Here is a 26989-nt window from a genome sequence, read left to right as displayed (position 1 = left end):
GTCGTTGTGGACATAAATTAACAAAAAATAATACGGAACCTACACGGAAACCCTATGACAGAAACAAAGCCTATTCCCAACTCGCTTCATACTCCCTATATACAACAAAAACCGCTTGAAAAGCGAACCGCAATAGTCACCGGTGGATGCTCCGGTCTAGGTCATGCTACCGCTATTGCCCTTCGTGCTGCCGGTGCCAATGTATGTTTACTCGATCTTAATGAAGAAATGGGTAAGCAACGCGTTGAGGAACTCGGTGCTGAACATACCTTGTTTATTAAGGTTGACGTAAGAAGCGAAGATGATATTACCCATGCTATTGATAAGTGCCTTTCTCGCTTTTCCACGCTTTCATTATGCATAAACTGCGCTGGCATTGCCCCTGCAAAACGTTTGCTAGACCGAGATGGTAACCCAGTCCCTTTAGGTGATTTTCAAAACACGATTGATATAAATTTGGTGGGCAGCTTCAATGTAGCTCGTCTTGTGGCCGCAGCAATGGCGAAGCAAGCACCACTAAATGAGGAAGGCGAACGTGGTGTTATTATCAATACTGCCTCTGTAGCAGGCTATGAGGGGCAAATAGGACAAACCGCTTATGCAGCTAGTAAGGGCGGCATTATTGCACTGACACTACCTATGGCGAGAGATCTTGCCCCACTGGGTATTCGCGTAAACACCATCGCTCCTGGGGTAATGGGAACCCCCATGTTGCTTGCCATGCCAGAAAAGGTACAAGACGCCCTTTCTGCTAACGTGCAGTTTCCCAAACGCTTAGGTTTGCCTGAAGAGTTCGGTAAATTGGTGCTGCATATTGCCGAAAATAACTATTTAAACGGTGAAACCATTCGCTTAGACGGCGGCTTAAGAATGCCGCCCAAGTAAAACTGTACTAACACGCGACTAATTCACTAGCATTATTCACCATCGCCACCGTTAACCATGAGTGCAATATTATATAAACGATTCACCGCATGATAGTTGATGGTGTTTTTGGGGTAACGACCTCGGCTACTTAATGTACCGGCGTCCTGCCCCATTAATACGGCCAAGGCATCATCTACCGTTTCTACAGTATGAATGTGGAACAAGCCTTTTTTCACCGCATCAATGACAGTGGCATCTAACACCAAGTTAATCGCATTCGATTTAGGAATGACCACACCTTGTGTACCAGTTAAGCCGCGGTGCTGACATAAGTCGAAGAAGCCTTCAATTTTTTCATTCACCCCACCCACCGCTTGCACTTCACCGTATTGATTTATAGAGCCTGTGATGGCAAGGGTTTGTACGCATGGAATTTCGGTTAACGCAGAAATTAACGCCACCAACTCACCTAATGACGCACTATCACCATCGATGTGTCCGTACGATTGCTCCAACGCAATATTAGCCGATAAGGTTAGCGGGAAGTGCTGAGCGTATTTATAACCTAAATACCCTGTTAATAGCATCACGCCTTTTGAGTGAATCGGTTGGCCAAGCTCTACTTCACGTTCAATATCAACGACACCACTTGCGCCAGCAAATACCGTAGAGGTAATGCGCGCAGGCGTACCAAAGGCGGTATCGCCAATATCTAGCACCGTAAGTCCATTCACTTTTCCTATGGCTTTACCATCGGTAGCAATAAGCACATGCCCTTCTTTAATATCATTAAGTAGGGTTTGGCTTACGCGCCCTGTTCGCCGTTTTTTAGCACTAAGCGCGGTGCGCAAATGGTCAAGTTCTAGGGTTTCACTACCTGACTTTACGCAAAAATAATGGGCTTCATTCACCAACTCAATCACTTCAGCAAAATGTGCTGAAAGCTTTTCTTGGTGTTCAGCCATGCGTAGTGAATATTCGACTAACCGGCACATAGCATTCGCGGTAATACCGGTTAAGTTAAGCGCTAAAATGTGTTTGCGCACTTTGCCCACAAAATCGAACAAAGCTTGTCGAGTCACCTGAATTTCTAAATCGAAATCGACCAACACACGAAACAGCTCATCGAATTCATCATCGTAATCTTGCAAGGTGTAATACAAGTCTCGCGACCCCAACAGCACTATCTTTACGTTCAAATCGATAGGTTGAGGGTTTAGGGTAATCGCATTTACCATACCTACATCTTGCTGTGGTAAATCCATTTTCAAACTACCAGATTTCGCCGCCAGCTTAAGGGTATCCCACACATAGGGCTGTTCAATTAACTGGTCTACATCAAGCAGCAAATAACCGCCATTGGCACGATGTAATGCGCCAGGGCGGATCATTCTGTAATTAGTGTAAACACTGCCATGAATATTAGTGTATTCAATTTTCCCGAACAGGTTTTGATAAGTTGGGTTTGGCTCATAGATTACTGGCGCAGAGTCATCTAGACGATTCGCAACCAATACATTAGGCAGAAATTGCTCTTCTAAGAATAAGCGTTTGTCGAAATCATCACTTTTTTCGTCTTTTTGCTCTTCAGCTAAAATAAGTAAAATAGCATTCACAAGTGCGGTTTTAAGCTGCTTTAAGTATTTTAAAATGCCTAAATCTGACGCGTATTTGTGCTCTAGTACCTTTAGAAGTGGCTTAATGCCTTGCTCGGCAGTTTGCTTGTCTAGCTCACGCAAGCGCTCTGAGTTTTCACGCTTCCACGACGGTAAACTTAATAAACTTTCACTTAGTCTATTTTCTAGCTCGTCTATCAAGTTGTAAAAGAATTGGCGCTTTTCGTCGCTAGCCGTCGCAAATTCGGCATCGCTAATGGGTTTACCATCAACAATAGGTGAAAACGTGATAGTGCCCCCGTCTTCATTCATAGCCACTTCATTGGCTTTTGCAAAACGCTCTACCGCATCAATGGCGTTATCGTATTTTTGATCGAATTCGCGGGATATGCTGGTTCTACGGCGCTGGTAACCCGGGTTATCAAATGCCACCGGAAAGGTATCGAGCACGTCATCAATTAAGCTAGTGATGTCTTTTTGAAATGCTTTACCGCCACCAGGCGGAAAACGAAGGGCTACTGGCTCGCGCTCTTCATCAAAGTTATTGATATAACACCAATCATCGGGTGCAGGCAGTACGGCTACTTGGCGTTCAATGTAATCTTTTACCAAGGTAAAGCGACCCGTAGCCGGTTCACCCATCACATAAAGATTATAACCTTTCGCGTTAATGCCAAGACCGAAGGTTAACGCTTCTCGCGCGCGCTCCTGCCCTATAAATGTGGCATTTAGGGCTTCATCGTCTTTTAAGGCAGCATTCACTGCTTTTCGATTGATGGTTGGGGTTAGGTCAATTGGATCTAGGGCCATAGTGGTGCTTTCGCCTGGCATAGTGTTCTATTTATTGTGCTTTAGGGTAAGTGAAACCCTATTTAAGTAGTGTGTCAAACCCTTATGCCGTAAAGCACTGTTTCGGGCCTCTAATCGATGAATTAACGAACAATCGCGGCTATTAATTTTTATGTACGAAACCGCTATCAAGTGAAACCTTTGCCAATACGCTTACTTTTTCAACAAGTAGTCACAAAAAAGTCGTGGTAACCTAGCACTAGCTATTGAGGCTAAGTGTTGCGCTGGGTTATTCTATGCGGCTACATGCAAGTTAAACCTGCAATATTGTGATTCTGTCCAACGACGACTCACACCCCACGATGAAATTTGGGGGAGCAGGTTTCATGAACGTTTTAACTCTAATAATGCGGAAGCCTAAGTTTCATGGCCGAAAATCAGTACAACCCGAAAGATATAGAACAACGTGTTCAGCAATACTGGGAAGAAAACAACTCATTTCAAGCAAATGACGATGTAGAAAAAGAGAAGTTCTACTGCCTCTCTATGTTCCCTTACCCAAGTGGTCGCTTGCATATGGGTCACGTGCGTAACTACACCATTGGTGATGTTATTAGCCGTTATCAGCGCATGCAGGGTAAAAACGTTCTCCAACCTATGGGTTGGGATGCTTTCGGTCTTCCAGCAGAAAACGCCGCGATTAATAATAATACCGCGCCTGCCAATTGGACCTACTCCAATATTGATTACATGAAAACTCAACTTCGCTCTTTGGGTTTTGGTTACGACTGGGATCGCGAAGTAACAACCTGTAAGCCAGACTACTACCGCTGGGAACAATGGTTCTTCACTCGTCTTTACGAAAAAGGCTTGGTTTATAAAAAGAACTCAACCGTAAACTGGGATCCGGTAGACCAAACCGTTTTGGCTAACGAACAAGTTATTGACGGTCGCGGTTGGCGCTCTGGCGCATTAGTGGAACAAAAAGAAATTCCACAATGGTTCATTAAAATTACCGACTATGCCGAAGAGTTGTTGGCTGACTTAGAACAGCTTGACGAATGGCCTGATCAAGTGCGCGCCATGCAGGCGAACTGGATTGGTCGCTCTGAAGGAGTAGACATTACCTTTAACTTAGGTAAAAACGGCAGTGACATAAACGATTTAACCGTTTATACCACTCGCCCTGATACATTTTATGGTGTGACTTATGTGGCAGTTGCTGCACAACACCCATTAGCTGAATTTGCAGCAAAATCGAATGCTGAACTTGCCACCTTTATTGATGAGTGCAAAAACACCAAAGTAGCCGAAGCAGAATTGGCTACCATGGAGAAAAAAGGGTGCGATACGGGCATTCACGCAGTACATCCTTTAACCGGTGAATTGTTACCTGTTTGGGTGGCGAACTTTGTATTGATGGATTACGGTTCAGGCGCAGTAATGGCAGTACCGGGTCACGACCAGCGCGACTGGGAATTTGCAACCAAATATGGCTTAACCATTAAGCAAGTTATCGCGCCAAATGAAGATGCAAAAGAAGAATGTGATTTAACGGCTTCTGCGTATACCGAAAAAGGCACGTTAATAAACTCTGAAAAATTCGATGGCCTAGCGTTTGACGATGCATTTAATAACATCGCAACTGCACTTGAAGAAAACGGCTTTGGTAAGCGCAAAGTAAATTACCGTTTACGAGATTGGGGCGTAAGCCGTCAGCGTTACTGGGGCTCACCTATTCCAATGCTTAACTTGGAAAATGGTGAATCGGTTCCTGTACCAGAAAGCGAACTGCCTGTAGTACTTCCTGAAGATGTGGAAATGAACGGGGTAACATCACCGATTAAAGCAGATCCTGAATGGGCGAAAACCACCTACAACGGTGAACCTGCACTGCGTGAAACAGATACCTTTGATACCTTTATGGAATCGTCGTGGTATTACGCTCGCTACGCAAGCGCCACCAATCACGATGCTATGCTTGACCCTACGTCATCTAATTACTGGCTACCTGTCGATCAATACATTGGTGGTATCGAGCATGCCATCTTGCATTTATTATACTCTCGCTTCTTCCACAAACTATTGCGTGACGAAGGCTTGGTAAATTCTGATGAACCGTTTAAACGTTTGTTATGCCAAGGCATGGTGCTAGCAGATTCTTACTATCGTGAAGATGACGCGGGCAAGAAAACTTGGTACTCACCAACGGAAGTGTCTACCGAGAAAGACGAAAAAGGCCGCATTGTTAAGGCATGGCTTACTGCCGATGGCGAACCGGTGATTCATGGCGGCATGACAAAAATGTCGAAATCGAAAAACAACGGTATTGACCCACAAGAAGTTATCGACCTATATGGTGCCGATACGGTGCGTTTATTTACTATGTTCGCTGCGCCTCCAGAGCAAACACTAGAGTGGGTAGATTCGGGCGTAGAAGGTGCTAACCGGTTCTTACGTCGTATTTGGAAGCTGGTAACCGAGCACGTTGAAAAAGGTACGCCTGTTGCCCTTGACGCAAAGGCGCTGAATAAGAACCAACAAGCATTACGCCGCGAAGTGCACAAGACTATTGAAAAAGTGTCTGATGACTTAGGTCGTCGCCAAACGTTCAATACCGCTATCGCTGCTATTATGGAGTTATTGAACCATCTTCAAAAAGCACCACAAGAAGATGCGCAAGATATTGCCATTATGCGTGAAGCTGCAGAGTCATTAGTCTTGCTACTTAACCCTATTACCCCTCACATTTCTCATGAATTGTGGAAAGTATTGGGTCAGACAAGCGATATCGACCATGCCCCTTGGCCTGTCGCCGATAAAGCAGCCCTGGTTGAAGACGAAAAGCTTATTATCGTGCAAGTTAACGGTAAAGTTCGCGCTAAGATGACCGTAGCTGCTGATGCCAGCAAAGACGCCATTGAAGAAGCGGCCAAAGCACAAGATAACGTGCAACCGTTTATTGAAGGTAAAACAATACGTAAAGTTATTGTGGTACCAGGAAAACTTGTCAACATAGTGGCTAATTAATATGCGCCGTTTACTTCGTTACACAGTAGTATTGAGTGCACTTTTTGCACTTGGCGGTTGTGGATTTCATTTAAGAAGCGCCCCTAGCCTTCCTGAAAATGTAAAATCAGTGCTTATCACCAGTGCTCGCGCTCATGCACCTCTTGCAAGAGCGCTTCACAATCGACTTACCGTGTACGGGTTAAATGGCGTTTACCAGCAAGATAATACGTCGTCTACCGACGGCGTATCTTTGTATCTATTGCCTGAAAAATTAGAGCGTAGACTGCTTTCGGTTTACGCTTCAGGTCAAGTTGCTGAATACGAATTAATTTATACCGTGCGTTATCGGGTTCAATTCCCTGAAGAAGAAGCCATTATGGCTACCTTTGATGTAATGCGTGACTATCAAGATGATCCCGATCAGGTACTTGCTAAATCGAGAGAGCTTGAGCTAGTACTGGATGAAATGCGTGCCGAGGCAGCGGACATTATTATTCGTAGGCTCTCAAGCCAAGCCTCTGCCGCTAAGCTGATTGATTAAGCATGCAACTCTACCCAAACCAATTTTCCAATGAGATAAGTAAAGGATTAGCATCCTGCTACTTGGTGTTTGGTGATGAGCCTCAGCAAAAATTTGAGGTAATAGAGCAAATACGCACTACTGCAAAAGCCAATGGTTTTGATGAGCGCACAGTACTTGTGGCCGACACCGGCTTTTCATGGAACCAGCTGCTTGAAGCAACCCAAAGCATGTCGTTGTTTTCGAACCAACAGTTTATTGAGTTAGAACTTCCTACCGGAAAGCCTGGCGCAGAAGGCAGCAAAATGCTGCAAGAAGTCGCCAAAGGGTTAACCCAAGACACCTTACTGTTAATTCACGGCCCGAAAATTGGCAAAGACGTACAGCGTGGAAAATGGTTTAAAGTACTTGATGACATGGGCGTTTCTGTTCTGTGTTACCCCCTAGAGGGCAGACAGCTCAGTGCGTGGATCAGCAATCAAGTGAAACATCATCAGCTAACCATTAATGCAGCTGGAATGAAAATGATTGCCGATTTTTGTGAAGGTAATTTACTGGCTGCAAAACAAGAAATTGATAAGCTAGCCCTACTTTACCCCCAGCAGTCAGTCTCTGAAGCACAAATAGAACGGGCGATGGTAGATCAATCTCGCTACAACGTGTTTCAGTTAGTGGATGTCATGCTAAGCGGCGACGCCAATCGCTGCGTGAAAATGCTTTACCGCTTAGAAAGTGAAGGTTTAGAGCCAAATATTATTATTTGGGCGCTCATTCGTGAGTGGGAAGTCTTATGGAAATTGAAAAGTGCTGCCGCTAATGGTGAAGCTATTCAATGGCAAAAGTTTGGTATTTGGCGTAACAGGCAAGGCTTCTATCAAAGTGCGTTAAATCGCCTTAGCATAGAACAATTGCTGCAAATTCAGGATGCTCTCACCCAAGCGGATTTAGCGTTTAAACAAAACGTTATTTCACGCCCTTTCGTGAAACTTTGCCATTTATGCATGATGTTTATGGCAATGGGTATTTTTCACCTTCCTTTGATGGAAGCCTAACATCTTGGCTATTTGCGCCATTTTAGGGGGTACGTTTAATCCGCCCCATTTAGGTCATGTATCGCCCGCACTCCATTTATTGCGTGCGCTTAATATCGACACCCTAGGTTTAATGCCTTGTAAATTACCGCCGCACAAATCGGTGGCCGTTAGCGAAGAACACCGGGTCAACATGGTGAAACTGTGTTGTGAGCAAGATAAACGCTTGTACCCCGAACTTATCGAACTCTCGCTACCTTCACCTTCTTACACGGTAAAAACCCTTCGGGCATTAAAAGAAAGAGACAATAAGACAATCTGTTTTTTCATTGGGGCCGATTCCCTGTATAATCTTAAGTCTTGGTTTGAGTGGGAGCGTTTGCTTGATTTCTGTCATCTAGTAGTAATGCGTCGCGACAGTGACACATTTACACCACCTGATGACTTGGTTGAGTGGTTAAAAGCCAACAAAACAGAGGACGTTCTGCAACTACATACTCAGCCTAATGGCTTAGTATTTCTTGCAGATACCCCATTACACCCTGTTTCATCAACGCAATTGCGCAGCGCCGTTCAAACGAACGCATCATCGACATTGCAGGAAACATATTTGAACGAAACAGCATTGCATGACGCAAAGTTTCAAGCCACGACATTAATAGCAAAGTGGCTGCCTAAGGCAGTCGAAGACTATATTCATACACATCGGTTATACCAAGAATTATCAAATAAGTGAGGAAACACTTGGAGAGTCAACAACTCAAGCAGTTCGTAAAAGATAAAGTAGACGACATGAAAGGCCGCGATATTATAGAACTGGATGTTCGTGGCAAATCAACCATTACCGACACCATGATTATTTGCTCTGGTAACTCAAAGCGCCATGTTGTTGCTATTGCTGAAAATGTAATAGTGGAAGCTAAAAGCGCTGACGAAGCACCAACAAGCGTTGAAGGTAAAGAAACTGGCGAATGGGTATTAGTAGATTTTGGCGACGTTATTTTGCACGTAATGCAAGATGAAACCCGCGATTTCTATCAGTTAGAGAAGCTGTGGTCATAACAAAGCTAACCGCAGACTTATAGAAAAGGCTGCGGTCAACTTTGTTGGTAGTTTGATGTTCTAAAGGATTTACCCACTGTGCGTATACAAATTGTCGCCGTAGGTACAAAAATGCCCGCCTGGGTCACCACTGGGGTAGATGAATTCCTTCGCCGTTTCCCCGCCGATTTACCGGTGAGTTTCACCGAAATTCCAGCTGGTAAACGCGGCAAAAATGCTGATATTAAACGCATTTTAGAAAAAGAAGGCGAACAAATGCTCGCTGCTATTCCTAAAGGTAACCGCGTAGTGACATTAGAAGTCACTGGTAAGCCTTGGGACACCCCCACATTAGCCAAACAGTTAGATAATTGGAAAATGGATGGCCGTGATGTCAGCCTTTTGATTGGTGGGCCTGAAGGTTTAGCACCTGAATGTATTGCCGTATCTGAGCAAAAATGGTCACTGTCGGCACTTACCCTACCTCACCCTCTGGTTAGGATTATTCTTTCTGAAAGCTTATACCGCGCTTGGTCTGTTACTCAGAACCACCCGTATCATCGCGAGTGAGAGAATAGCCTTTTATGCATCGTAAGCGCCAAGCAATTCGAGACCACTCAGCTGAAGCAAACTTATTTGCCAGACGTGCGTCTATCGCCTTTATTATTGTTGTAATGATGTTAGGCGTGGTGCTGAATAACCTCTATTCCCTGCAGGTTGAACAACACGACGTTTACCAAACCCGTTCAAACGGAAATCGCATCAAGGTGTTACCTGTTGCGCCAAATCGCGGGTTAATTTACGACAGAAACGGCATTTTGCTTGCGGAAAACCGCCCCGTATTTAGCTTAGAGATCACACCTGAGCAAACCAACGATTTAGACGCCACCTTAGACGGATTAACCCAATTGATGGGCATCACTCCCGAAGAACGTGAAAGTTTTAATAGCAGCTTAAAGGGCCAACGTCGTTTTAAACCTATTGCCCTTCGTACTAAATTATCTGAAGTAGATGTTGCGCTGTTTTCTGCCAGCAAACATTTATACCCTGGGGTACAAATTGAAGCGCGACTAGCGCGTCATTATCCATACAAAGAAGCCCTCACCCATGTATTAGGTTATGTGGCACGCATCAATAAAAAAGATCTTCAAAAGCTGGTAGAAGCGGGGCAAGAAGATAACTATGCTGCCACCCACGATATTGGCAAATTGGGCGTAGAGAAATACCACGAAGAGTTATTGCACGGTTCAGTGGGTTACCAACAAGTGGAAGTGAATAACCAAGGCCGTATAATCCGTGTCTTAAACGTCGACCCACCTGTGCCTGGTAAAGATATTGTATTAAACATCGATCTTTCGCTACAAATTGCTACCCAACAAGCACTGGAAGGTCAACGCGGTGCAGTGATTGTAAGTGATGTAAAAACGGGGGGGATAATGGCGTTGTTTTCAAACCCAAGTTACGACCCGAACTTGTTTGTGCACGGTATTAGCAGAAAGAACTATTCTGCCCTACTAAATTCACCAGACCGCCCACTAATAAACCGCGCCACACAAGGTCAATACCCACCAGCATCCACTATTAAACCGCACCTTGGTCTAGTGGGGCTTGAGGAAGGGATAATCACCGAAGAATATACCATTCAAGATAATGGCCGCTATCAGTTACCCAACGTATCGCACACGTGGCGAGACTGGCGAAAATGGGGCCACGGCGAAGTAGATATTGCAAAAGCAATAGAGGTATCCTGCGATATCTATTACTACGACTTAGCTTATAAGCTGGGTATAGATAAAATCAGTGAAGCTATGTACGAATTCGGATTTGGTGATTTTACTGGTATCGATTTATATGAAGAGTCTGATGCAAATATGCCTAGTAGAGGCTGGAAGCGTGCGAGGTTTAACCAACCTTGGTATATCGGCGACACTATTCCTGTTGGTATTGGACAAGGGTTTTGGTCTACCACCCCTATTCAATTATCGCATTCAGTGAACACCTTGGTTAATCGTGGTGAGCGTATAATTCCGCAAATTATTCGCGGGTTCAGGCATGAAGACAGCTCGGTAGAAATTATTCCACTTAAAACCCTTAGGCCTATTGAGATTAAAAATCAGCATAATGTCGATATTGTTCTTAATGCAATGCACGATGTGGTGCATGGTGAAGAAGGTGGTGCTCGTCATACCTTTGCAGACGCCCCTTATCAATCTGCCGGTAAAACTGGGACTGCACAGTTATTTTCCGTGGGACAAGATGAAAAATACGATGCTGAAAAAATTGATGAGCGTTTGCGCGACAATGCCATGTATGTGGGCTTTGCACCTTTTGAAAACCCTGAAATTTCTGTGACAGTTGTACTTGAGAACGCCGGTGGCGGCAGTAAAAATGCCGCTCCTGTGGCCAAGAAAATCATGGACTTTTATTTTCGCGATCGGGTTTTCGACACCGAGATTAGCAAGGTTGACGAACAATGAAAAAGAACACGCTCAACCCAAATAAAACCAGTTTTTTACAACGTATTCATATTGATGGTTGGCTGTTTTTAAGCCTGTTAGTGCTTATGTCAGTGGGGCTGATAACCCTGTATTCCGCGTCAGGACAAGACAGCGGCCAAGTAGAACGCCAAATTACGCGCTTAGCACTAAGTGTGGCAGTTATGTTTGGCATTGCGCAAATTCCCCCCGGCGCATTTCGCCGCCTGTCGACTTACGCTTATATCGCGGGGCTCTTAATGCTTATCGCGGTGTTATTATTTGGTGACATGGGCAAAGGCGCGCAGCGCTGGCTCGATTTAAAAGTCATACGTTTTCAGCCTTCAGAGTTAATGAAGCTCGCCGTGCCCATGATGGTCGCCTGGTATATTAGCCAGTTCACGCTGCCTCCTCGCACCATGAATATTGTGGTTGGCTTTCTAATGGTAGCTATCCCAACGGTACTCATTGCTAAACAACCTGATTTAGGGACATCGCTGCTTATTGCCAGCTCAGGGATCTTCGCGATATTCCTCGCCGGTATGAGTTGGCGGCTTATCGGTTTTGTTGCGCTGTTGCTCGGTGGTTTCGCGCCCATTATGTGGTTCTTTTTAATGGCTGAATATCAAAAACAACGGGTGTTGACGTTTTTAAACCCAGAGAGCGATCCACTCGGTTCAGGATACCATATTATTCAGTCGAAAATTGCCATAGGCTCAGGTGGCGTAGATGGAAAAGGCTGGTTGCAGGGCACCCAATCACAATTAGAATTTTTACCCGAACGACATACCGACTTTATTTTCTCGGTTTTCAGTGAAGAATTTGGCCTTACAGGGGTTATTGTTCTGCTGATTATTTACCTTTGCGTTATTTTACGTGGGCTTATTATTGCCAGTCGCGCTCAAGACGCCTACTCTAAATTACTGGCAGGCAGCATTACCTTAACCTTCTTTGTTTATGTATTTGTAAACATGGGGATGGTATCTGGATTACTACCTGTTGTGGGAGTGCCACTGCCTTTAGTAAGTTATGGCGGCACTTCTATGGTGACATTAATGGCAGGCTTTGGCATGCTAATGTCTATTGCCACTCAAAAACGACTAATGTCTCGATAACATGCGCACACTACTGTTAATACTGCTTGCTTCGTTCATACTCGCCGCGTGTAAGTCAGCGCCGAGTGGCCGCTATACTCAGCAGCAAGACACTGCTCCAAATCATGTGGCGAAAGTGCCCGAAACCTTGGATGCAGTCCCCAAGTATGAAGCATATAGAATGTTTAACAGTCGCCCTTATAAAGTGCTTGGTAAACATTATACCCCGCTTACATCAGGTAAAGGATTTGAAGAAGTGGGATACGCCAGTTGGTATGGCCAGAAGTTTCATGGCCATTTAACCTCAAACGGTGAAACCTACAATATGTTTGCCATGTCGGCTGCCCACAAAACCTTACCGCTCCCCTCTTACGTGCGCGTAACTAACTTAGACAACGACAAACAAGCGATTGTGCGAGTGAATGATCGTGGCCCTTTTCACGATAATCGTATCATCGATTTATCTTATGCTGCAGCGGTAAAACTGGGGTATCACAATAAAGGTACAGCAAAAGTAAAAATTGAAGTCATTCACTTCGACCCCGAAAATAACGTGACAGTTGGTGTAAATCCAACCGTTTCTTACGATGAATACATTGGTATTGCCCCCCTTCCCTCAGCTTCATCATCTGAGGTCGCGGCTAGTGCCTCAGCACAAAGCGATAACCTTCAGCAAACATCAATGTCGTTAGACGGCTACTTTATTCAAGTGGCAGCGTTATCGAATCAGAAGAAAGCAGAGTCTATTTCGAATGTGCTTTCTGCACTTTATCAGGTGCCAACACACATGCCAGTAGTAGGCAACGTGTACAAACTTCAACTTGGCCCTATTGAAGATGAAGCCCTAGCTCATGAATTGTTAGAGCAACTTAAACAAAACGGCTACCCCCAAGCTTATAAGATAAAACAAACCTTATAACCCCCCGTTTAAAAAACCGCCACAACTATGGCAACAATGTGGCGAAACGCGTTTCAAATCTGTCATTTATGGTGCTTTTTCGTTGTTTCGTAGCCTAATCTCCATTAACAGCTAAACTTTTTGGTTTAACCCTAGTCGAACTATGCGCCTTACGTTAGAATTCTAAATCAAGTAGTAGTATTAACTGTGTAGCATGCCTGCTGTTCAGTTATAAACGGATAATAAACGGTCAAAGAAAATAAAATCATGCTCAGAATAATTCAACGCGCTAAACCGTCTTTTCTCTCCTTCGCTTTTATGCTTTTCAGCGTATTAGCACTGTCAGCGAATGCAGCAGTGGTTACTCCACCTGCTCCATCGGTAGCGGCGGAAGGCTTTCTTTTAACCGACTTTGAAACCGGACACGTTATCGCGTCGAAAAACGCAGACATGCAATTGGCACCCGCCAGCTTGACTAAAATCATGACCATTTATGTGATTGGTAAAGAATTGCAAGCAGGTAACATTAGTCTTTCTGACGAAGTGACCATTTCTGAAAATGCATGGGCTAAGAAATTCCCAGATTCATCAAAGATGTTTATCGAAGTGGGTACGCAAGTATCGGTAAGCGATTTATTACGCGGTATTGTCGTGCAATCAGGTAACGATGCTTGCGTTGCCATGGCAGAGCACGTTGCCGGTTCACAGGCGGCCTTTGCCAGCATGATGAATGCGCATGCACAAGCCATTGGTATGACATCGTCTAACTTTGTTAATGCCCACGGCCTGCACGACCCAGATCACTACACTACCCCTCGTGATATGGCTGTGTTGTCTCGTGCACTTATTGCTGAAACCCCAGCAATGTACAAAATTTACAGCGAAAAAGAGTTCACCTTTAACGGCATTAAACAATATAACCGTAATAGCCTATTATGGGACAAGAGCTTAAACGTTGACGGCATTAAAACCGGTCATACATCAGATGCTGGATACAGCCTTATTACTTCAGCCTCACAAGGCGATATGCGCTTAATCTCTGTGGTCATGGGTACCGACAGTGAAAGAGCCCGTAAGGTTGAAAACAAGAAGCTGCTTAAGTATGGTTTCCGTTTTTACGAAACGCTAACCCCATACCAAGCTGGCGACAGTTTTGTTGCACACCGCATTTATATGGGCGATAGAGAAACCGTAGACCTTGGAATTAACCAATCTACCCCCATTACCATTCCACGCGGCCAAGCGGCTAACTTGGAAGCCAATTTTGAACTAGATAAAAAACTAGAAGCGCCACTGGCTAAAGGCCAAGTTGTAGGCACACTTTTCCTTCAACTTGAAGGCGAAGATGTGGCCAGCTACCCCCTTGTCACTTTGCAAGAAGTAAAAGAAGGCAGCATGTTTAACCGCATTAAAGATTACATTATGCTGCAACTGGGTTTCGACGAAGCGTAACATTACGCATCGCTACACTAGTTCAAGGGCGGCCTGATTGGTATAATCGGGCCGTTTTTGTATTTAATGACTGTATAAAAAGGATATCGCATGGATACCCGTTTCGATGAACTTCTAGATTTTCCAACAAATCAAACATTTAAAGTAATGGGCATTGCCCATGACGATTTACCTAATCACGTAATTGAATGCTTACAGCAGCATGCACCAGGTGATTATTCGCCAGCAGTAAAGCCAAGCAGCAAAGGTAATTACCATTCTGTATCAGTAAGTGTACGAGTGACCAGTAAAGAGCACATGGAAACTATTTACACTGAACTTGCTAAGTTAGAACTTGTAAGAGTCGTGCTATAAGTGAGTACCCTAACCGACTCTGTCATTATTCGGCAACTTGGCAGACAAAGCTACGAGCCAACATGGGCTGCCATGAAAGCATTCACGGATGAACGTAACGATACGACTGAAGATGAAATTTGGCTGGTTGAGCACGATCCTGTATTCACACAGGGCCAAGCAGGCAAAGCTGAACATATCCTGATGCCTGGCGACATTCCCGTGGTGCAAGTCGATAGAGGCGGTCAGGTAACGTACCACGGCCCAGGTCAGCAGGTAATCTACCTTCTTATCAATATTCGAAGACGCAAGTTAGGTGTACGTCACTTGGTGACAGCGATGGAAGATGCTGTGGTAGGCTTAATGGCCAAATACGGTGTTACCGCCTACCCTAAACCCGATGCACCAGGGGTTTACGTAGATGAGAAAAAAATTTGCTCACTGGGGTTAAGAATTCGTCACGGTTGCTCATTTCATGGTTTGGCATTAAATGTTAATATGGACTTGTCACCGTTTCAGCGCATCAACCCATGCGGTTATGCAGGTATGGAAATGATTGATACCGCCAGTCTGAATGGCCCAGATTCGATAAGTGTTGCCGGTGAAGTTCTCACCGACTTACTACTTGAAGCGCTTTCCATTACGGAAAAACGACATAAAGAAGGTTTTGATGAGTAACGCACGACCTGTAGCTGGAGTTAAACTCCGCGACGACGAAAAAGTAAAACACATTCCTGTCACCATTATTCCTACTGAAAAGGAAGAAATGCTGCGCAAGCCTTCGTGGATCAAAATTAAGCTGCCACGTAGCACCGATAAAATTGATCACATCAAGAAGACGTTGAGAAAGAATAAACTGCATTCTGTGTGTGAAGAAGCCAGCTGCCCTAACTTAGCTGAATGCTTCAACCATGGTACGGCAACCTTTATGATTCTGGGTGACATTTGCACCCGTCGTTGTCCGTTCTGTGATGTTGCCCACGGCAAGCCCCTACCGCCAAGTGCGGAAGAGCCAGAAAAGCTAGCGAAAACTATTGCTGAAATGAACCTGCGTTACGTGGTAATTACTTCGGTAGACCGCGATGATTTACGTGACGGCGGCGCACAGCACTTTGTCGATTGTATTAACGCTATTCGTGAACACAGCCCCACTACTACTATTGAAGTGCTGGTACCGGATTTCCGTGGCCGCATGGATCGCGCATTAGAAATTTTCAAGAATGGTGTTCCTGATGTGTTTAATCACAACTTGGAAACTATTCCTCGCTTGTATCGCGAGTGTCGCCCTGGTGCAAATTATCAGTGGTCGCTAGACTTGCTCAAAAAATTTAAAGCGCAGCATCCAGATGTTAAAACCAAGTCCGGCTTGATGATGGGCATGGGCGAAGAAAACGTTGAAATTGAAGGCGTACTTCGTGATTTACGTGCTCACGACGTGGATATGTTGACACTAGGCCAATATTTACAGCCAAGTCGCCATCACTTCCCTGTTAAGCGTTATGTTCACCCTGATGAGTTTGATGCGCTAGGCGCTTACGCCAAAGACATTGGCTTCACTCATGCAGCCAGTGGCCCTATGGTTCGCTCTAGTTACCATGCCGACCAACAGGCAGCGGGTAAAGAAGTAAAATAAGTATAAAAAAAGCGGCTCTCACAGCCGCTTTTTTATTTGCCTTTCTTTTTGCTCAGCCAGTTATCAACTTACTCGCCTTGGCTTTTTGATTTTATTTCGTCTATCCACATCGACATCTTGTCACTCAAAATAGGCATTGGCATTGCCCCATCGGTCAGTATATTGCTGTGGAACGCTTTAATATCGAAGTCATCACCTAAGGCTTCAGTGGCTTGATTACGCAAATGTCTGATATGACGTTCACCTACTTTATACGCTAACGCTTGGCCAGGAATAGAAATGTAACGTTCTACTTCTGCAACCGCATCAGACTCAGCCATAGAAGAGTTTTCAAGCATGTATGCAATGGCCTTTTCGCGGCTCCAGCCCTTAGCATGCAGCCCCGTATCAACCACGAGGCGCATCGCACGAAGCTGTTCGTCATTTAATCGTCCGTACCACATGTAAGGGTCGGTAAACATGCCTAGCTCTTTTCCTAAGCTTTCCGCATACAAGGCCCAGCCTTCACTGAAAACGGTATAGCCATTGAATTTTCTAAACAGGGGTAAACCTTCTACCTCTTGCTGAATAGCAATTTGGAAATGGTGACCAGGCGCGGCCTCATGAATACTTAAGGTTTCCAAACTGAATTTAGGCTGGGCTTTAAGGTCACGGGTATTGATATAAAAAATGCCAGGTCTGCTGCCATCTGGTGCCGGAGACATGTAGCTAGCTGCTGCCGATGACGCTTCACGGTAAGGTTCTACCGCTTTTACAATATAATCGGCTTTCGGAAATACACTGAAAAGCTTGGGTAAACGGGCGTCTATATCCGTTTTCACATCGGTATACGCTTTAATTAAGGCTTCATCAGACTCAAAGTAAAATTTATCGTCAGTACGAAGATGCTCGAAGAACGCCGCTAGGTTTCCTTCAAAACCCACGGTTTCTTTAACCGATTTCATTTCACCTAATATGCGCGACACTTCAGATAACCCAAACGCATGAACTTCATCGGCACTCAGCGGCAAGGTAGTGTTGTCTTTAATTTTGTATTCGTACCACGCCTTTCCGTTCGGTAAGTCTGAGTACCCTACGGTAGCGCGAGTGTGTGGCAAATATTCTTCTACTACGAAGTCGTGCAGCTTTTGATACGAAGGTACAATCATTTCAGTAATCATTCCCTCATACGCTGCGGCTAAGCGTGCTTTTTCATCGTCGCTAATGTCTTCATTTGTCTCAAGTTGTTTTATTGGTCCGTAGAACACACTCTCAGAGGCTTTTTTAACAACGTGAGCACTTAACTGTGGTACCATTTTTTCGGTGATAGCAGTCGGTAAAACCACCCCTTCCTCAATGCCTTTTTTCATATACAGGATTACGCTATCGATAAACGCTACGTAGCCTTTAGTACGTGAAATAAAGTTTTCGTAGTCTTTCACCGTAGCAAAGGGCTGCGCCGATTGGCCCGAACCCAGCATTGGGAAAAAAGTATGCACGCCATACATTTGATTAATTGGCATGTATTGACTACCAAACTGGTAGCCCGCAATGCCGTGTTCTCTGTCGCTTTTGAAAATATGGTAACTGATCCAGTCTTGTCCAGAAAGTTTAGACGCATCAATAGCATTTATGGCTTCTAAATACGTTTGCTCATGCGCCTTTGATTTAGCGATAAACGCCTCGCTTAAAGGCTCGTTAAACTTATCGTTATAATCGCTCACACCATAAAATGTCGCCATTACAGGGTTTTGTTCCAACGACTCGTTGAAATATTTAAGCGTTAAGGCAGCTAATTTTTCTGCCTCTGTTTTCTTTGCATCCACTTCTATGATGTCTTTAGCTTCACTAACCGTAGACTGTAATTGAGTAGAAATCGCCGTATTGTCTTGCTGATGCCCTAAGGCGGGTGCAGCAATTAAGCCACTCACTATGGCAGCACTAAGTAAACTTATCTTCATTGTTTTCATTATAAAAAATAACCTGTCGTGTATTTATTATTAATTTACCGCCTAATATTGCCTGTTACCGCCTATTGATTACAAGGTTTTTGCGCGAACAGGATGACTTTACGTTATGTGCTGTTAGAATGCCGTCATTCTGCCTAAACCCACAAAAGAAGTGAGGTTACGCAATGCGTAAACATATCTATATTGCCTACACAGGCGGCACCATCGGAATGAAGCCATCAGATCATGGTTATATTCCAGCAGCAGGCTTCCTGGGTGATACATTGAACGACATGCCGGAGTTTCATCGCAGTGAAATGCCATTATTCACTCTGCATGAGTACGATAACCTGATTGATTCATCGGATATGAACCCTTCTGACTGGCAACGCATTGCTGATGACATCGCAGAAAACTACGATAAATACGATGGGTTCATCATCTTGCACGGTACAGATACCATGGCGTATACGGCCTCGGCACTGAGCTTTATGCTGGAAGATTTAACTAAGCCTGTTATTGTCACTGGGTCGCAAATTCCCCTTGCTGAATTGCGTTCCGATGGTCAAGTTAACCTGTTAAACGCGCTTTACGTTGCGGCTAATTTCCCCATTGCAGAAGTCGGTTTGTTTTTTAATAACCGCTTATTACGGGGAAATCGCAGTCGTAAGGTAGATGCTGATGGGTTTAGTGCCTTCGATTCCCCCAACTTCCCACCACTTCTTGAAGCGGGTATTAACATCCGCCTTAAAGCGGGTGAGCTTGCCACTGAGTCGGATAAATCCCTTAAGGTTTCGAGCGTAAAAGCCCAGCCCATTGGTATGGTGAGTTTGTACCCTGGCATTTCCTCAGAAGTGCTTAAAAACACCTTACAACAACCTGTAAATGCACTCATTTTATTAAGCTACGGCGTAGGTAATGCACCGCAAAGCCCAGCCCTAATTGCCCAATTAGAATATGCACGGGACAGACAAATACCGGTGCTTAACTGCACCCAGTGTATGCGCGGTCGCGTCAACATGGGCGGGTATGCCACTGGGCATGGTTTACAGGAAGTGGGCGTGTTATCTGGCAGCGATATGACTCCCGAAGCAGCATTGGCAAAATTGCATTATTTATTAAGTAAGAATCTGCCGTTTGAAACCATTAAAGCTAAGCTTACTCAAAACCTCTGCGGCGAGCTTAGCGAATAGGAATACACCATGACCACATCTTATAGTGGTGCGCTTAGAAAAATGCGTACACTTGCTGACGACAACAACACAGTTAACTACCAACTCCCTATTGGAGAACATAAGGTAGATATAAACCCCGTTATCGGACAACAGGTTTCCCTCGATTTTACGGGCGACATCAACTGCGTACATTGTAATAGAAAGACCAAGAAAAGTTTTGGCCAAGGCTATTGCTACCCTTGTTTAATTTCGTTAGCCCAGTGCGATAGCTGTATCATTAAACCTGAAAAATGCCACTACCATGAAGGGACATGTCGAGAACCGCAATGGGGCGAAGAACACTGCTTTAGCGAGCACTTTGTGTACTTGGCCAACACTGGCAATGTAAAGGTAGGGATCACTCGTCACGTTACCGATGGAGTATCGTCGCGTTGGATGGATCAAGGCGCTACCCAAGCCACGGTCATGTTACGAGTATCCGACAGGCTCACTAGCGGCCTAGTAGAAATGCTTTGCAAAGAACATATTGGCGATAAAACCAATTGGCGCACTATGCTCAAAAGTGCCCCAGATAAGGTTGATTTACGTGAGGTAAAAGCCACTATATTGTCGAAAATTTCAGATGGCTTAGCACAAATTCAGCAGACAAAAGGGCTACAAGCGGTGTCTGAGGCCGATGGTGAAGTACACGATATTCACTACCCTGTCGATACTTATCCTGAAAAAATTAAATCGATTAACTTAGATAAAACCCCAGAATTTGAAGGCGTACTCACTGGAATTAAAGGGCAATATTGGATGCTTGATGGCGACCGTGTTATCAATATCCGAAAATACGCCGGATACAATGTAAATTTGAATGTGAGATAAAATGTGGCTCAAAATATAATATAGCCCCTTCCCAGTCATTCCCTGCAGATAAAATCTGCTTATATTTTATCTGCAGGATTTGCTTGCTGCTGTAGGTGGCAAAGACAAGCTAAACACCTAAAGCTAAAAGTTAGCGCCAATATTCAAAGTAGTCAGAAGTATCACGTTCTGGTTTCGCCGCAGGTTCAAAAGCGGGCGTACCTAAATATAAAAACCCAACAATCTCGTCATCATCGTTTAAATCAAAACCCCGCTTTACCGTATCGCAATGGGCATAACTTCCTGTTCGCCACATGCCATTGAACCCCTGCGCTACTGCAGCCATTTGCATAGCCATCACCCCACACGATGCAGAAGCAATTTGCTCTACACGGGGGACTTTTTCATGTTCAACATGCTTAGCAATCGCCACCACAATCATAGGTGCTCGATGAGGTAACTGCACTGCCCGCTCAATTTCTTTTTCAGTCTTATCGTTATCGATAGCAGATTGCTCATATAAACTGCCTAGTTTATCTAGCCCTTTACCTTCACAAACGATAAAACGCCACGGCGTTAAACACGCATGATCAGGGGCACGAAGTGCAGCTTGCATAATGTTTTCAAGCGCATCACCTGACGGAGCAGGCGCAGTAAGTCTAGGTTGAGAGCTTCTGTTAAGCAGTAACGTAAGTGCATCCATTTCAGTATCCTATTATCGAACAAAGCGTTATGAAGATCCTACGTTCTATCATGAGAAAAGACCAGCATAGCGGGTCTATTTTAGGGGCAGGCTACCGAAAGTTGTTATCTCGCAACTTAGGGCGAAAGAAGTAATCAATACTTACATAGCGACCACCCCCATAGAAAAATAGCACCAGCAGCATCACAAAATAGGTGGCACCGAATTCAATACCATTATTTAGCACGACTAAACTACCACTGGAAGTAAGCCAATCGTAGTTGCCATACGTTTGCAGTAAAGATTTAGCAGCACTTAATTTCTCAGGAGCCGCCATGACACTGTCGTTCATCAAAATAGTGCCATCGGCTAGCCAAGATGATGCATCGGCAATGGCTAACCAACCATTGTCGATGTGCACGGTGAATATGGCCACTAACATGGTTACCATCAACGGAATAGACACTAACCTAGTAAGTAAACCGAGTAATAAGAATATACCGCCTACTAACTCAGCAGCAGTGGCTAGAAAAGCAAGCACGAGCGGAAATGGCAATCCCAATCCATAGTCTTCATTACCAAACCAGTCAACAATGGACGAAAAGCTGCTCGCCTTATTCCAACCAGCTTGAATCATGACAGGGGCCAAATAAAGCCTTAACAACAGTAATGGTATTCCATCTGCCACACTTAGTTTTTTAAAGAGGTTCGCGTATAATTGCTTTATCATTATCAAGCGCCTTGTTAATGAAGTTTGGTTTTTAACGTATTGTTATAGGAACGTGATGAAGTGAATAAACTTTCACTTAACAATAGAAAACAACCACGTGATACGCAAAAAACATCACCGCTTAAGCGGTTGTTTGTGCGTGGCCACAAAAAAGTAGGCTATAAAAAGTCCACTGCTGACTTAATGATGCAACTAAGCGCGAATGATCATAAGCACATCGCTGAAGTGATTGCGCAATGGCTAACAGATGACGAGAATGCCCATAAGTGAGTGACTTTGCGGTACAATCACAAACAATTACAAATAAGTTAGCGATCTAGTTTCGATTCGGTAACATAATAGAGTTAAACAAACAGAAGGTAATGTAATTTATGGCTGCCAAAGGAAACTGGACTAAATCCTTATTTATTGGCCTGTGGACGGTTTTAAACTTCACCCGTAAGCTTTTTTTCAATGTCATTTTTCTGGTGATTTTTGTTGGCATAATCATTGCGATTACCTCTCAAGAAGACGACCAACTTACGGTAAAAACGAATAGTGCGCTTTTACTTACGTTGAACGGACAACTTGTTATTGAAAAAGAGTCTGTCGATCCCTTCGAACAGTTTTTACAAGATGCCATGGGGTCAGAGCCCGATAACCCAGAAGTGCTAGTGCGTGATGTGGTAAAAGTTATCGAAAACGCTAAGCAAGACAGACGGATTAAAGCGTTGGTTTTAGACCTTCAAGGTTTATCTGGCGGCGGTTTAGACAAACTTCGTACGGTAGCGCGCGCCATCAACGATTTCAAATCCTCTGAAAAGCCAGTGTACGCTATTGGTGATTACTACACTAAAGAGCAGTACTATCTTGCAGCGCATGCGAATCACGTTTATCTCAATCCAATGGGTTCATTACTGCTAGATGGCTATGGTCGTTATGGCATGTATTTCAAAGATTTCTTGGAAAAACTCAAGGTTACGACGCACATTTTCCGCGTGGGAACTTATAAGTCAGCTGTAGAACCGCTTATTCGTAACGATATGTCTGAGGCGGCCAAAGAAGCTGAGCGTAAATGGTTAGACGGTTACTGGCAGCAATATAAAGAAGACGTTGCGGTTGCCCGTGGTATCCCTCTTTCAAACTTTGATGAAACCTTGGAAGGCTTACTGGCTAAGTTTGAACAAGCTGGTGGGGATTTTGCAAATTACGCATTACAAAATAATTGGGTAGATGCACTAAAAACCCGTGAAGAGGTTCGCGTAGAACTTACCGGCCTAGTAGGCGAGAACGAAGACAATCACGGTGTTAACGTGACTAACTTTAACACCTACTTAAAAGTGGTTAACCCTCCCCTACCGTCTATCAACAGTGACATCGACAAGGTGGCAATTGTGGTAGCGAAGGGCACTATTTTAAATGGCAATCAAAAAGCGGGCACCATTGGCGGCGATAGTACTGCACGTTTACTACGCAAAGCACGGTTAGATGAAAACGTGAAAGCAGTAGTACTGCAAATAGATTCACCAGGGGGCAGTACGTTAGGTTCAGAGATTATTCGCCAAGAAGTACTTGAGTTGAAAAACGCAGGTAAACCGGTGGTGGTTTCTATGAGCACATATGCTGCATCAGGCGGTTATTGGATTGCAGCTAACGCCGATCGCATTTTTGCCAGCCCAAGCACTATTACTGGCTCTATCGGCGTATTCGGCATGTTTATGACATACGAAAACTCTCTTGATTATTTAGGTATTCATAGTGACGGCGTTGGCTCGAATGAGCTAGCTGGGTTCTCAGCGGTACGCCCACTTGCGCCAGAATTTGGCCAAATTTTGCAACGCAACGTTGAAACCAGCTACGGTAACTTCTTATCTTTGGTATCGAACGCCCGAGATATGACGGTAGATGAAGTAGATGACGTTGCACAAGGGCGTGTATGGATTGGTACAGATGCCTTAGAACTTGGGCTAGTTGATGAACTGGGCACATTAGAAGACGCGGTTAATGCAGCGGCAGAATTCGCTGCACTAGAAAACTACGATACTTTCTATGTTCAACGTACACTTTCAGCACAAGAGCTGTTTTGGAAAGAGTTCTTCGGTCAAGCCTTTACGTTTGTTGGAAAGTGGCAGTTTGCTAACTCAGACTCTGCGCTGATTAACGAATTTAAACGTGTATTAGGCGAGTTCGATATTTTCAACGAACTGAACGACCCTATGGGTACCTATATTCTTTGCTTGCAGTGCCAAGTAGAGTAATTAATAACCTAGGTAAGGTACTACCATAGCAAGTCGCGATTTAACCTCTCTACAGCGTCAGCATATTGCTGATGCTGTAGAAGGCTGCTATCAATGCGCTGATGAATATTTTAAGCGTACATTCCCTCGCCCTGCGCTTAGCTTTAGACGCTCTGGTAAGAATGCAGGCACTGCGTACCTACAACAAAATCGCATTAACTTACATCCCGAACTATTCAAACAGAATGAACACGCATTCATAGAAGATGTTATTCCCCATGAAGTGAGCCATTTACTGACTTGGCAATTATTCAAAAAGGTAAAGCCCCACGGTGTGGAATGGCAAGCCATTATGATTGATGTGTTTCAGCGCCCGGCTAACGCTACCCACAGTTTTGATGTAAAAGGAGTGATTGGGAAGCAGTTCAACTATGCCTGCCTTTGCAGTACGCACCAACTGACCATAAGACGACACAATAAAATTTTAAAAGGAGCGCAGTATAAGTGCCGAAAATGCAATGGCGAGCTTGTAGAAGAGAAGTTAGCTATCTAGTTGGTTAGTCGGTTAGTTAATTCGCTAGCGAGCATACGTGCCTAGGCACAGCAGCGCCCAATTGGGTTTAGCGGAACCAATGTTTAGTAAATACGTTATCTAAATCATTAAAAGCGGTTTTGAGTAACGCTGCCAATTCTTTATATTTAGGTTTCGATTTAACCGACGATACATTACAACCTTCAGAGCGCATCTTACTGTGGATATCTTGATACCAACTTTTTAATTGCGGTGGTAAGTATTGGTTTGAACGATGACCCAACCACAATAACCCCTGAAGTGGAATACTGAGAAAGAATGCACCTATGGTGATAGTTTGTGGAATATAGTCTGTGCCCATGTTCTGAAGTAACAATGCGCACGAGAGTATCGCCGCAGGCGGCATGGTCTTTATAGCAAAACGCGTGGCGGCAACCACCCTACATTCGGGGAAGTAAGCATACAGTTCTTTTTTGACGGGCCAGGTTTTCATGTAGTGCTGGCCATCTTTTAGCATTGTTATCACAGACTGTGACATAAACCACCTCATTTCACTTCAGTAAGTAGCGCACTATGGATGCCTGTTCGTTGCATTTCAATAGCCAGTTAGCGCCGCTTTAACGCCAGATTGGCTCGTGATTATCGCAAGTATAAACGCCATAGTTATTTAAACGCTGTTTTTGCAAAAAAGCTCAGTGATAACACAAACACTTAAATATAACCCCAACGCTCAGCGTTAATATGGTGCCTAAACATGATTTCTAAAGCACAATATTAAACTATCGCTACAACATGAATTGTAATATGAATTTCGCCTAATTCAACGTAAGTTCGTCTCAATAACGCCGCTTTTCATTATAAATAATTTAAAAATAGCCTTAATTAGATAATTAATTATAGCCTAGAACATCAGATGGGTGACTTTTCATCATCATGAAGGCATCATAATGCCCTTCTTTCAATGCTATTTTATTAAGGCATCGTGTTTTTCGATGGTATTGAGCAATTAGCAGTTGAAAAAGCAAGGTGCAGGCCTTACCTAGCTACCTAGAGCGACAGTTGGCTACAGCAACAGACAGTGGACAAGCTTCGTTTCAAAATTATAGCAGAATTCAGCCCGGTAAATGGGCATTAGTTGGAGATACAAATGGCAGATAACAGACATGTTCGCCTACTTATTTTAGGATCGGGCCCAGCAGGCTACTCAGCGGCAGTGTATGCAGCTAGAGCAAACCTAGAACCTGTGCTTTTAACGGGGATCCAGCAAGGCGGACAGCTTACTACGACCACAGAAGTAGAAAACTGGCCAGGCGATCCTGAAGGGCTTACAGGTCCAGACCTTATGGTTCGTATGCAAAAGCATGCAGAGAAGTTCGATACTGAAATTATCTTCGACCATATTAACAAAACAGATTTAACCAAGCGTCCTTTCACCCTTTACGGTGACAGTGGTACGTACACATGTGACGCATTAATTATTGCTACTGGTGCATCTGCCAAATATCTCGGTATGGAGTCTGAACAAGCGTTTATGGGTAAAGGGGTTTCTGCCTGTGCTACCTGTGACGGCTTTTTCTATCGTAATCAAAAAGTAGCGGTAATTGGCGGTGGTAATACGGCCGTTGAAGAAGCCTTGTATTTATCTAATATTGCATCTGAAGTTCATGTTGTGCATCGCCGCGATACCTTCCGTAGTGAAAAGATTCTTGAACAGCGCCTTCGTGACAAAGCGGAAAATGGCAATGTGGTATTACACCTAGACCGTACCCTTGATGAAGTTATGGGTGACGAAATGGGTGTGACGAAAATTCGCATTAAAGAGACCGATGGCGAAGCAACCGAAGAACTTGATGTAATGGGTCTTTTCGTAGCTATCGGCCACAAGCCTAACACTGACATTTTTGCTGAACAGCTTGAAATGAAAGACGGCTACATAGTGGTCAACAGCGGCCTGCACGGCAACGCGACTCAAACAAGTGTTGAAGGTGTATTTGCCGCCGGTGATGTGAGCGATCATATTTACCGTCAAGCAATAACGTCCGCAGGAACGGGCTGTATGGCCGCGTTAGATGCAGAAAAATACCTAGATGGCTTTATGCCTGAGCAAGGCTAAGCCT

Annotated in this window: 25 protein-coding genes; 20 read left to right on the top strand and 5 right to left on the bottom strand. The window is 44.4% G+C overall.

The genetic code is table 11. The annotated features are described in order from the left end of the window. Positions 1-54 precede the first annotated feature (54 nt). Entirely contained in the window at positions 55-885 is an 831-nt protein-coding gene (locus KYS23_RS11675; protein ID WP_220099938.1) for a 3-hydroxyacyl-CoA dehydrogenase, read from the top strand. Positions 886-917: 32 nt separating this feature from the next. On the opposite strand, the gene KYS23_RS11670 is transcribed toward KYS23_RS11675, so the two are convergent. Then, positions 918-3293, bottom strand: a complete 2376-nt coding sequence (locus KYS23_RS11670) for a Lon protease family protein (protein ID WP_246604362.1) — start codon at positions 3291-3293, stop codon at positions 918-920. Between the two features lie 405 nt (positions 3294-3698). Here KYS23_RS11670 and leuS point away from each other — a divergent pair, with 405 nt between their 5' ends. The 13 genes from leuS to lipA all read left to right on the top strand — a co-directional run bounded on the left by leuS (position 3699) and on the right by lipA (position 16760). Beyond that, complete coding sequence (leuS, locus tag KYS23_RS11665) at positions 3699-6302, top strand: leucine--tRNA ligase (protein WP_218418790.1); 2604 nt, start codon at positions 3699-3701, stop codon at positions 6300-6302. A gap of 1 nt (position 6303) precedes the next feature. Further along, complete coding sequence (locus tag KYS23_RS11660) at positions 6304-6825, top strand: LPS-assembly lipoprotein LptE (protein WP_159530725.1); 522 nt, start codon at positions 6304-6306, stop codon at positions 6823-6825. A 2-nt stretch (positions 6826-6827) separates the two neighbouring features. Next, positions 6828-7856, top strand: coding sequence for a DNA polymerase III subunit delta (gene holA, locus KYS23_RS11655; protein ID WP_218397242.1), 1029 nt, complete (start codon positions 6828-6830; stop codon positions 7854-7856). 4 nt (positions 7857-7860) lie between these two features. After that, positions 7861-8571: a nicotinate (nicotinamide) nucleotide adenylyltransferase gene (nadD, locus tag KYS23_RS11650; RefSeq protein WP_159530729.1), complete on the top strand. Its 711-nt coding sequence runs from the start codon at positions 7861-7863 to the stop codon at positions 8569-8571. 8 nt (positions 8572-8579) lie between these two features. After that, positions 8580-8897 (top strand): ribosome silencing factor, encoded by a 318-nt coding sequence (rsfS, locus tag KYS23_RS11645; RefSeq protein ID WP_013784368.1) that lies wholly within the window; start codon positions 8580-8582, stop codon positions 8895-8897. 78 nt (positions 8898-8975) lie between these two features. Further along, entirely contained in the window at positions 8976-9446 is a 471-nt protein-coding gene (rlmH, locus tag KYS23_RS11640; RefSeq protein WP_013784369.1) for a 23S rRNA (pseudouridine(1915)-N(3))-methyltransferase RlmH, read from the top strand. Between the two features lie 14 nt (positions 9447-9460). Continuing rightward, entirely contained in the window at positions 9461-11353 is a 1893-nt protein-coding gene (gene mrdA, locus KYS23_RS11635) for a penicillin-binding protein 2 (protein WP_159530733.1), read from the top strand. Beyond that, the gene (gene rodA / locus KYS23_RS11630; protein ID WP_159530735.1) at positions 11350-12465 is read left to right on the top strand and encodes a rod shape-determining protein RodA; all 1116 of its coding nucleotides are present in this window, start codon (positions 11350-11352) and stop codon (positions 12463-12465) included. Before mrdA ends, rodA begins: the two co-directional genes overlap by 4 nt. A gap of 1 nt (position 12466) precedes the next feature. Then, positions 12467-13363, top strand: coding sequence for a septal ring lytic transglycosylase RlpA family protein (locus KYS23_RS11625; protein WP_159530737.1), 897 nt, complete (start codon positions 12467-12469; stop codon positions 13361-13363). Between the two features lie 246 nt (positions 13364-13609). Further along, entirely contained in the window at positions 13610-14794 is a 1185-nt protein-coding gene (locus KYS23_RS11620; RefSeq protein WP_201299255.1) for a D-alanyl-D-alanine carboxypeptidase family protein, read from the top strand. 90 nt (positions 14795-14884) lie between these two features. After that, positions 14885-15148 (top strand): DUF493 family protein YbeD, encoded by a 264-nt coding sequence (gene ybeD / locus KYS23_RS11615; protein ID WP_013784374.1) that lies wholly within the window; start codon positions 14885-14887, stop codon positions 15146-15148. Beyond that, positions 15149-15805 carry a lipoyl(octanoyl) transferase LipB gene (lipB, locus tag KYS23_RS11610; protein ID WP_159530739.1) on the top strand — a complete coding sequence of 219 codons (657 nt, stop codon included), beginning with the start codon at positions 15149-15151 and terminating at the stop codon, positions 15803-15805. After that, a complete protein-coding gene (gene lipA / locus KYS23_RS11605) occupies positions 15798-16760 on the top strand; it encodes a lipoyl synthase (RefSeq protein ID WP_013784376.1) in 963 nt (320 codons plus the stop codon). The genes lipB and lipA overlap by 8 nt, the downstream gene beginning before the upstream one ends. Positions 16761-16828: 68 nt before the next feature. Here lipA and KYS23_RS11600 read toward each other — a convergent pair whose 3' ends face one another. Then, the gene (locus tag KYS23_RS11600) at positions 16829-18709 is read right to left on the bottom strand and encodes a DUF885 domain-containing protein (protein ID WP_159530741.1); all 1881 of its coding nucleotides are present in this window, start codon (positions 18707-18709) and stop codon (positions 16829-16831) included. A gap of 164 nt (positions 18710-18873) precedes the next feature. Here KYS23_RS11600 and ansA point away from each other — a divergent pair, with 164 nt between their 5' ends. Together ansA and KYS23_RS11590 are read left to right on the top strand one after the other, a co-directional pair. Beyond that, the gene (gene ansA, locus KYS23_RS11595; RefSeq protein ID WP_159530743.1) at positions 18874-19881 is read left to right on the top strand and encodes an asparaginase; all 1008 of its coding nucleotides are present in this window, start codon (positions 18874-18876) and stop codon (positions 19879-19881) included. A gap of 9 nt (positions 19882-19890) precedes the next feature. Next, positions 19891-20733 carry a DUF2797 domain-containing protein gene (locus KYS23_RS11590; RefSeq protein ID WP_159530745.1) on the top strand — a complete coding sequence of 281 codons (843 nt, stop codon included), beginning with the start codon at positions 19891-19893 and terminating at the stop codon, positions 20731-20733. Positions 20734-20863: 130 nt separating this feature from the next. Here the strand turns inward: KYS23_RS11590 and KYS23_RS11585 are convergent, their stop codons facing one another. Then, positions 20864-21415 (bottom strand): NAD(P)H nitroreductase, encoded by a 552-nt coding sequence (locus KYS23_RS11585; protein WP_159530747.1) that lies wholly within the window; start codon positions 21413-21415, stop codon positions 20864-20866. Between the two features lie 91 nt (positions 21416-21506). Next, positions 21507-22124: an HvfX family Cu-binding RiPP maturation protein gene (locus KYS23_RS11580; RefSeq protein WP_159530749.1), complete on the bottom strand. Its 618-nt coding sequence runs from the start codon at positions 22122-22124 to the stop codon at positions 21507-21509. 60 nt (positions 22125-22184) lie between these two features. Between KYS23_RS11580 and KYS23_RS11575 the strand changes: the two genes are divergently transcribed. The 3 genes from KYS23_RS11575 (at position 22185) to KYS23_RS11565 (ending at position 24893) form a co-directional block, all read left to right on the top strand. Next, positions 22185-22394, top strand: a complete 210-nt coding sequence (locus tag KYS23_RS11575; protein ID WP_218418788.1) for a hypothetical protein — start codon at positions 22185-22187, stop codon at positions 22392-22394. 101 nt (positions 22395-22495) lie between these two features. Beyond that, on the top strand, positions 22496-24361 hold the full coding sequence (sppA, locus tag KYS23_RS11570) for a signal peptide peptidase SppA (RefSeq protein ID WP_218418786.1): 1866 nt from the start codon (positions 22496-22498) through the stop codon (positions 24359-24361). Positions 24362-24386: 25 nt separating this feature from the next. Then, complete coding sequence (locus KYS23_RS11565; protein ID WP_338081882.1) at positions 24387-24893, top strand: SprT family zinc-dependent metalloprotease; 507 nt, start codon at positions 24387-24389, stop codon at positions 24891-24893. Positions 24894-24960: 67 nt separating this feature from the next. Here KYS23_RS11565 and yfbV read toward each other — a convergent pair whose 3' ends face one another. Continuing rightward, positions 24961-25410 (bottom strand): terminus macrodomain insulation protein YfbV, encoded by a 450-nt coding sequence (gene yfbV / locus KYS23_RS11560; protein WP_159530755.1) that lies wholly within the window; start codon positions 25408-25410, stop codon positions 24961-24963. Positions 25411-26019: 609 nt separating this feature from the next. On the opposite strand from yfbV, the gene trxB reads away from it, so the two are divergent. Beyond that, the gene (trxB, locus tag KYS23_RS11555) at positions 26020-26985 is read left to right on the top strand and encodes a thioredoxin-disulfide reductase (RefSeq protein ID WP_057792262.1); all 966 of its coding nucleotides are present in this window, start codon (positions 26020-26022) and stop codon (positions 26983-26985) included. Positions 26986-26989: the final 4 nt, after the last annotated feature.

This window comes from Alteromonas lipotrueae, assembly GCF_019249255.1.
In the GTDB taxonomy this organism is placed as follows: domain Bacteria; phylum Pseudomonadota; class Gammaproteobacteria; order Enterobacterales; family Alteromonadaceae; genus Alteromonas; species Alteromonas lipotrueae.
The sequence above is the reverse complement of the archived record's forward strand: the minus strand, read 5'-3'. Positions and strand labels throughout refer to the sequence as shown.

Coding starts and splice junctions, on each gene's coding strand:
- KYS23_RS11675 (WP_220099938.1), top strand. CDS start 55: ATGACAGAAACAAAGCCTATTCCCAACTCGCTTCATACTCCCTATATA.
- KYS23_RS11670 (WP_246604362.1), bottom strand. CDS start 3,293: ATGGCCCTAGATCCAATTGACCTAACCCCAACCATCAATCGAAAAGCA.
- leuS (WP_218418790.1), top strand. CDS start 3,699: ATGGCCGAAAATCAGTACAACCCGAAAGATATAGAACAACGTGTTCAG.
- KYS23_RS11660 (WP_159530725.1), top strand. CDS start 6,304: ATGCGCCGTTTACTTCGTTACACAGTAGTATTGAGTGCACTTTTTGCA.
- holA (WP_218397242.1), top strand. CDS start 6,828: ATGCAACTCTACCCAAACCAATTTTCCAATGAGATAAGTAAAGGATTA.
- mrdA (WP_159530733.1), top strand. CDS start 9,461: ATGCATCGTAAGCGCCAAGCAATTCGAGACCACTCAGCTGAAGCAAAC.
- rodA (WP_159530735.1), top strand. CDS start 11,350: ATGAAAAAGAACACGCTCAACCCAAATAAAACCAGTTTTTTACAACGT.
- KYS23_RS11625 (WP_159530737.1), top strand. CDS start 12,467: ATGCGCACACTACTGTTAATACTGCTTGCTTCGTTCATACTCGCCGCG.
- KYS23_RS11620 (WP_201299255.1), top strand. CDS start 13,610: ATGCTCAGAATAATTCAACGCGCTAAACCGTCTTTTCTCTCCTTCGCT.
- ybeD (WP_013784374.1), top strand. CDS start 14,885: ATGGATACCCGTTTCGATGAACTTCTAGATTTTCCAACAAATCAAACA.
- lipA (WP_013784376.1), top strand. CDS start 15,798: ATGAGTAACGCACGACCTGTAGCTGGAGTTAAACTCCGCGACGACGAA.
- KYS23_RS11600 (WP_159530741.1), bottom strand. CDS start 18,709: ATGAAAACAATGAAGATAAGTTTACTTAGTGCTGCCATAGTGAGTGGC.
- ansA (WP_159530743.1), top strand. CDS start 18,874: ATGCGTAAACATATCTATATTGCCTACACAGGCGGCACCATCGGAATG.
- KYS23_RS11590 (WP_159530745.1), top strand. CDS start 19,891: ATGACCACATCTTATAGTGGTGCGCTTAGAAAAATGCGTACACTTGCT.
- KYS23_RS11585 (WP_159530747.1), bottom strand. CDS start 21,415: ATGGATGCACTTACGTTACTGCTTAACAGAAGCTCTCAACCTAGACTT.
- KYS23_RS11580 (WP_159530749.1), bottom strand. CDS start 22,124: ATGATAAAGCAATTATACGCGAACCTCTTTAAAAAACTAAGTGTGGCA.
- sppA (WP_218418786.1), top strand. CDS start 22,496: ATGGCTGCCAAAGGAAACTGGACTAAATCCTTATTTATTGGCCTGTGG.
- yfbV (WP_159530755.1), bottom strand. CDS start 25,410: ATGTCACAGTCTGTGATAACAATGCTAAAAGATGGCCAGCACTACATG.
- trxB (WP_057792262.1), top strand. CDS start 26,020: ATGGCAGATAACAGACATGTTCGCCTACTTATTTTAGGATCGGGCCCA.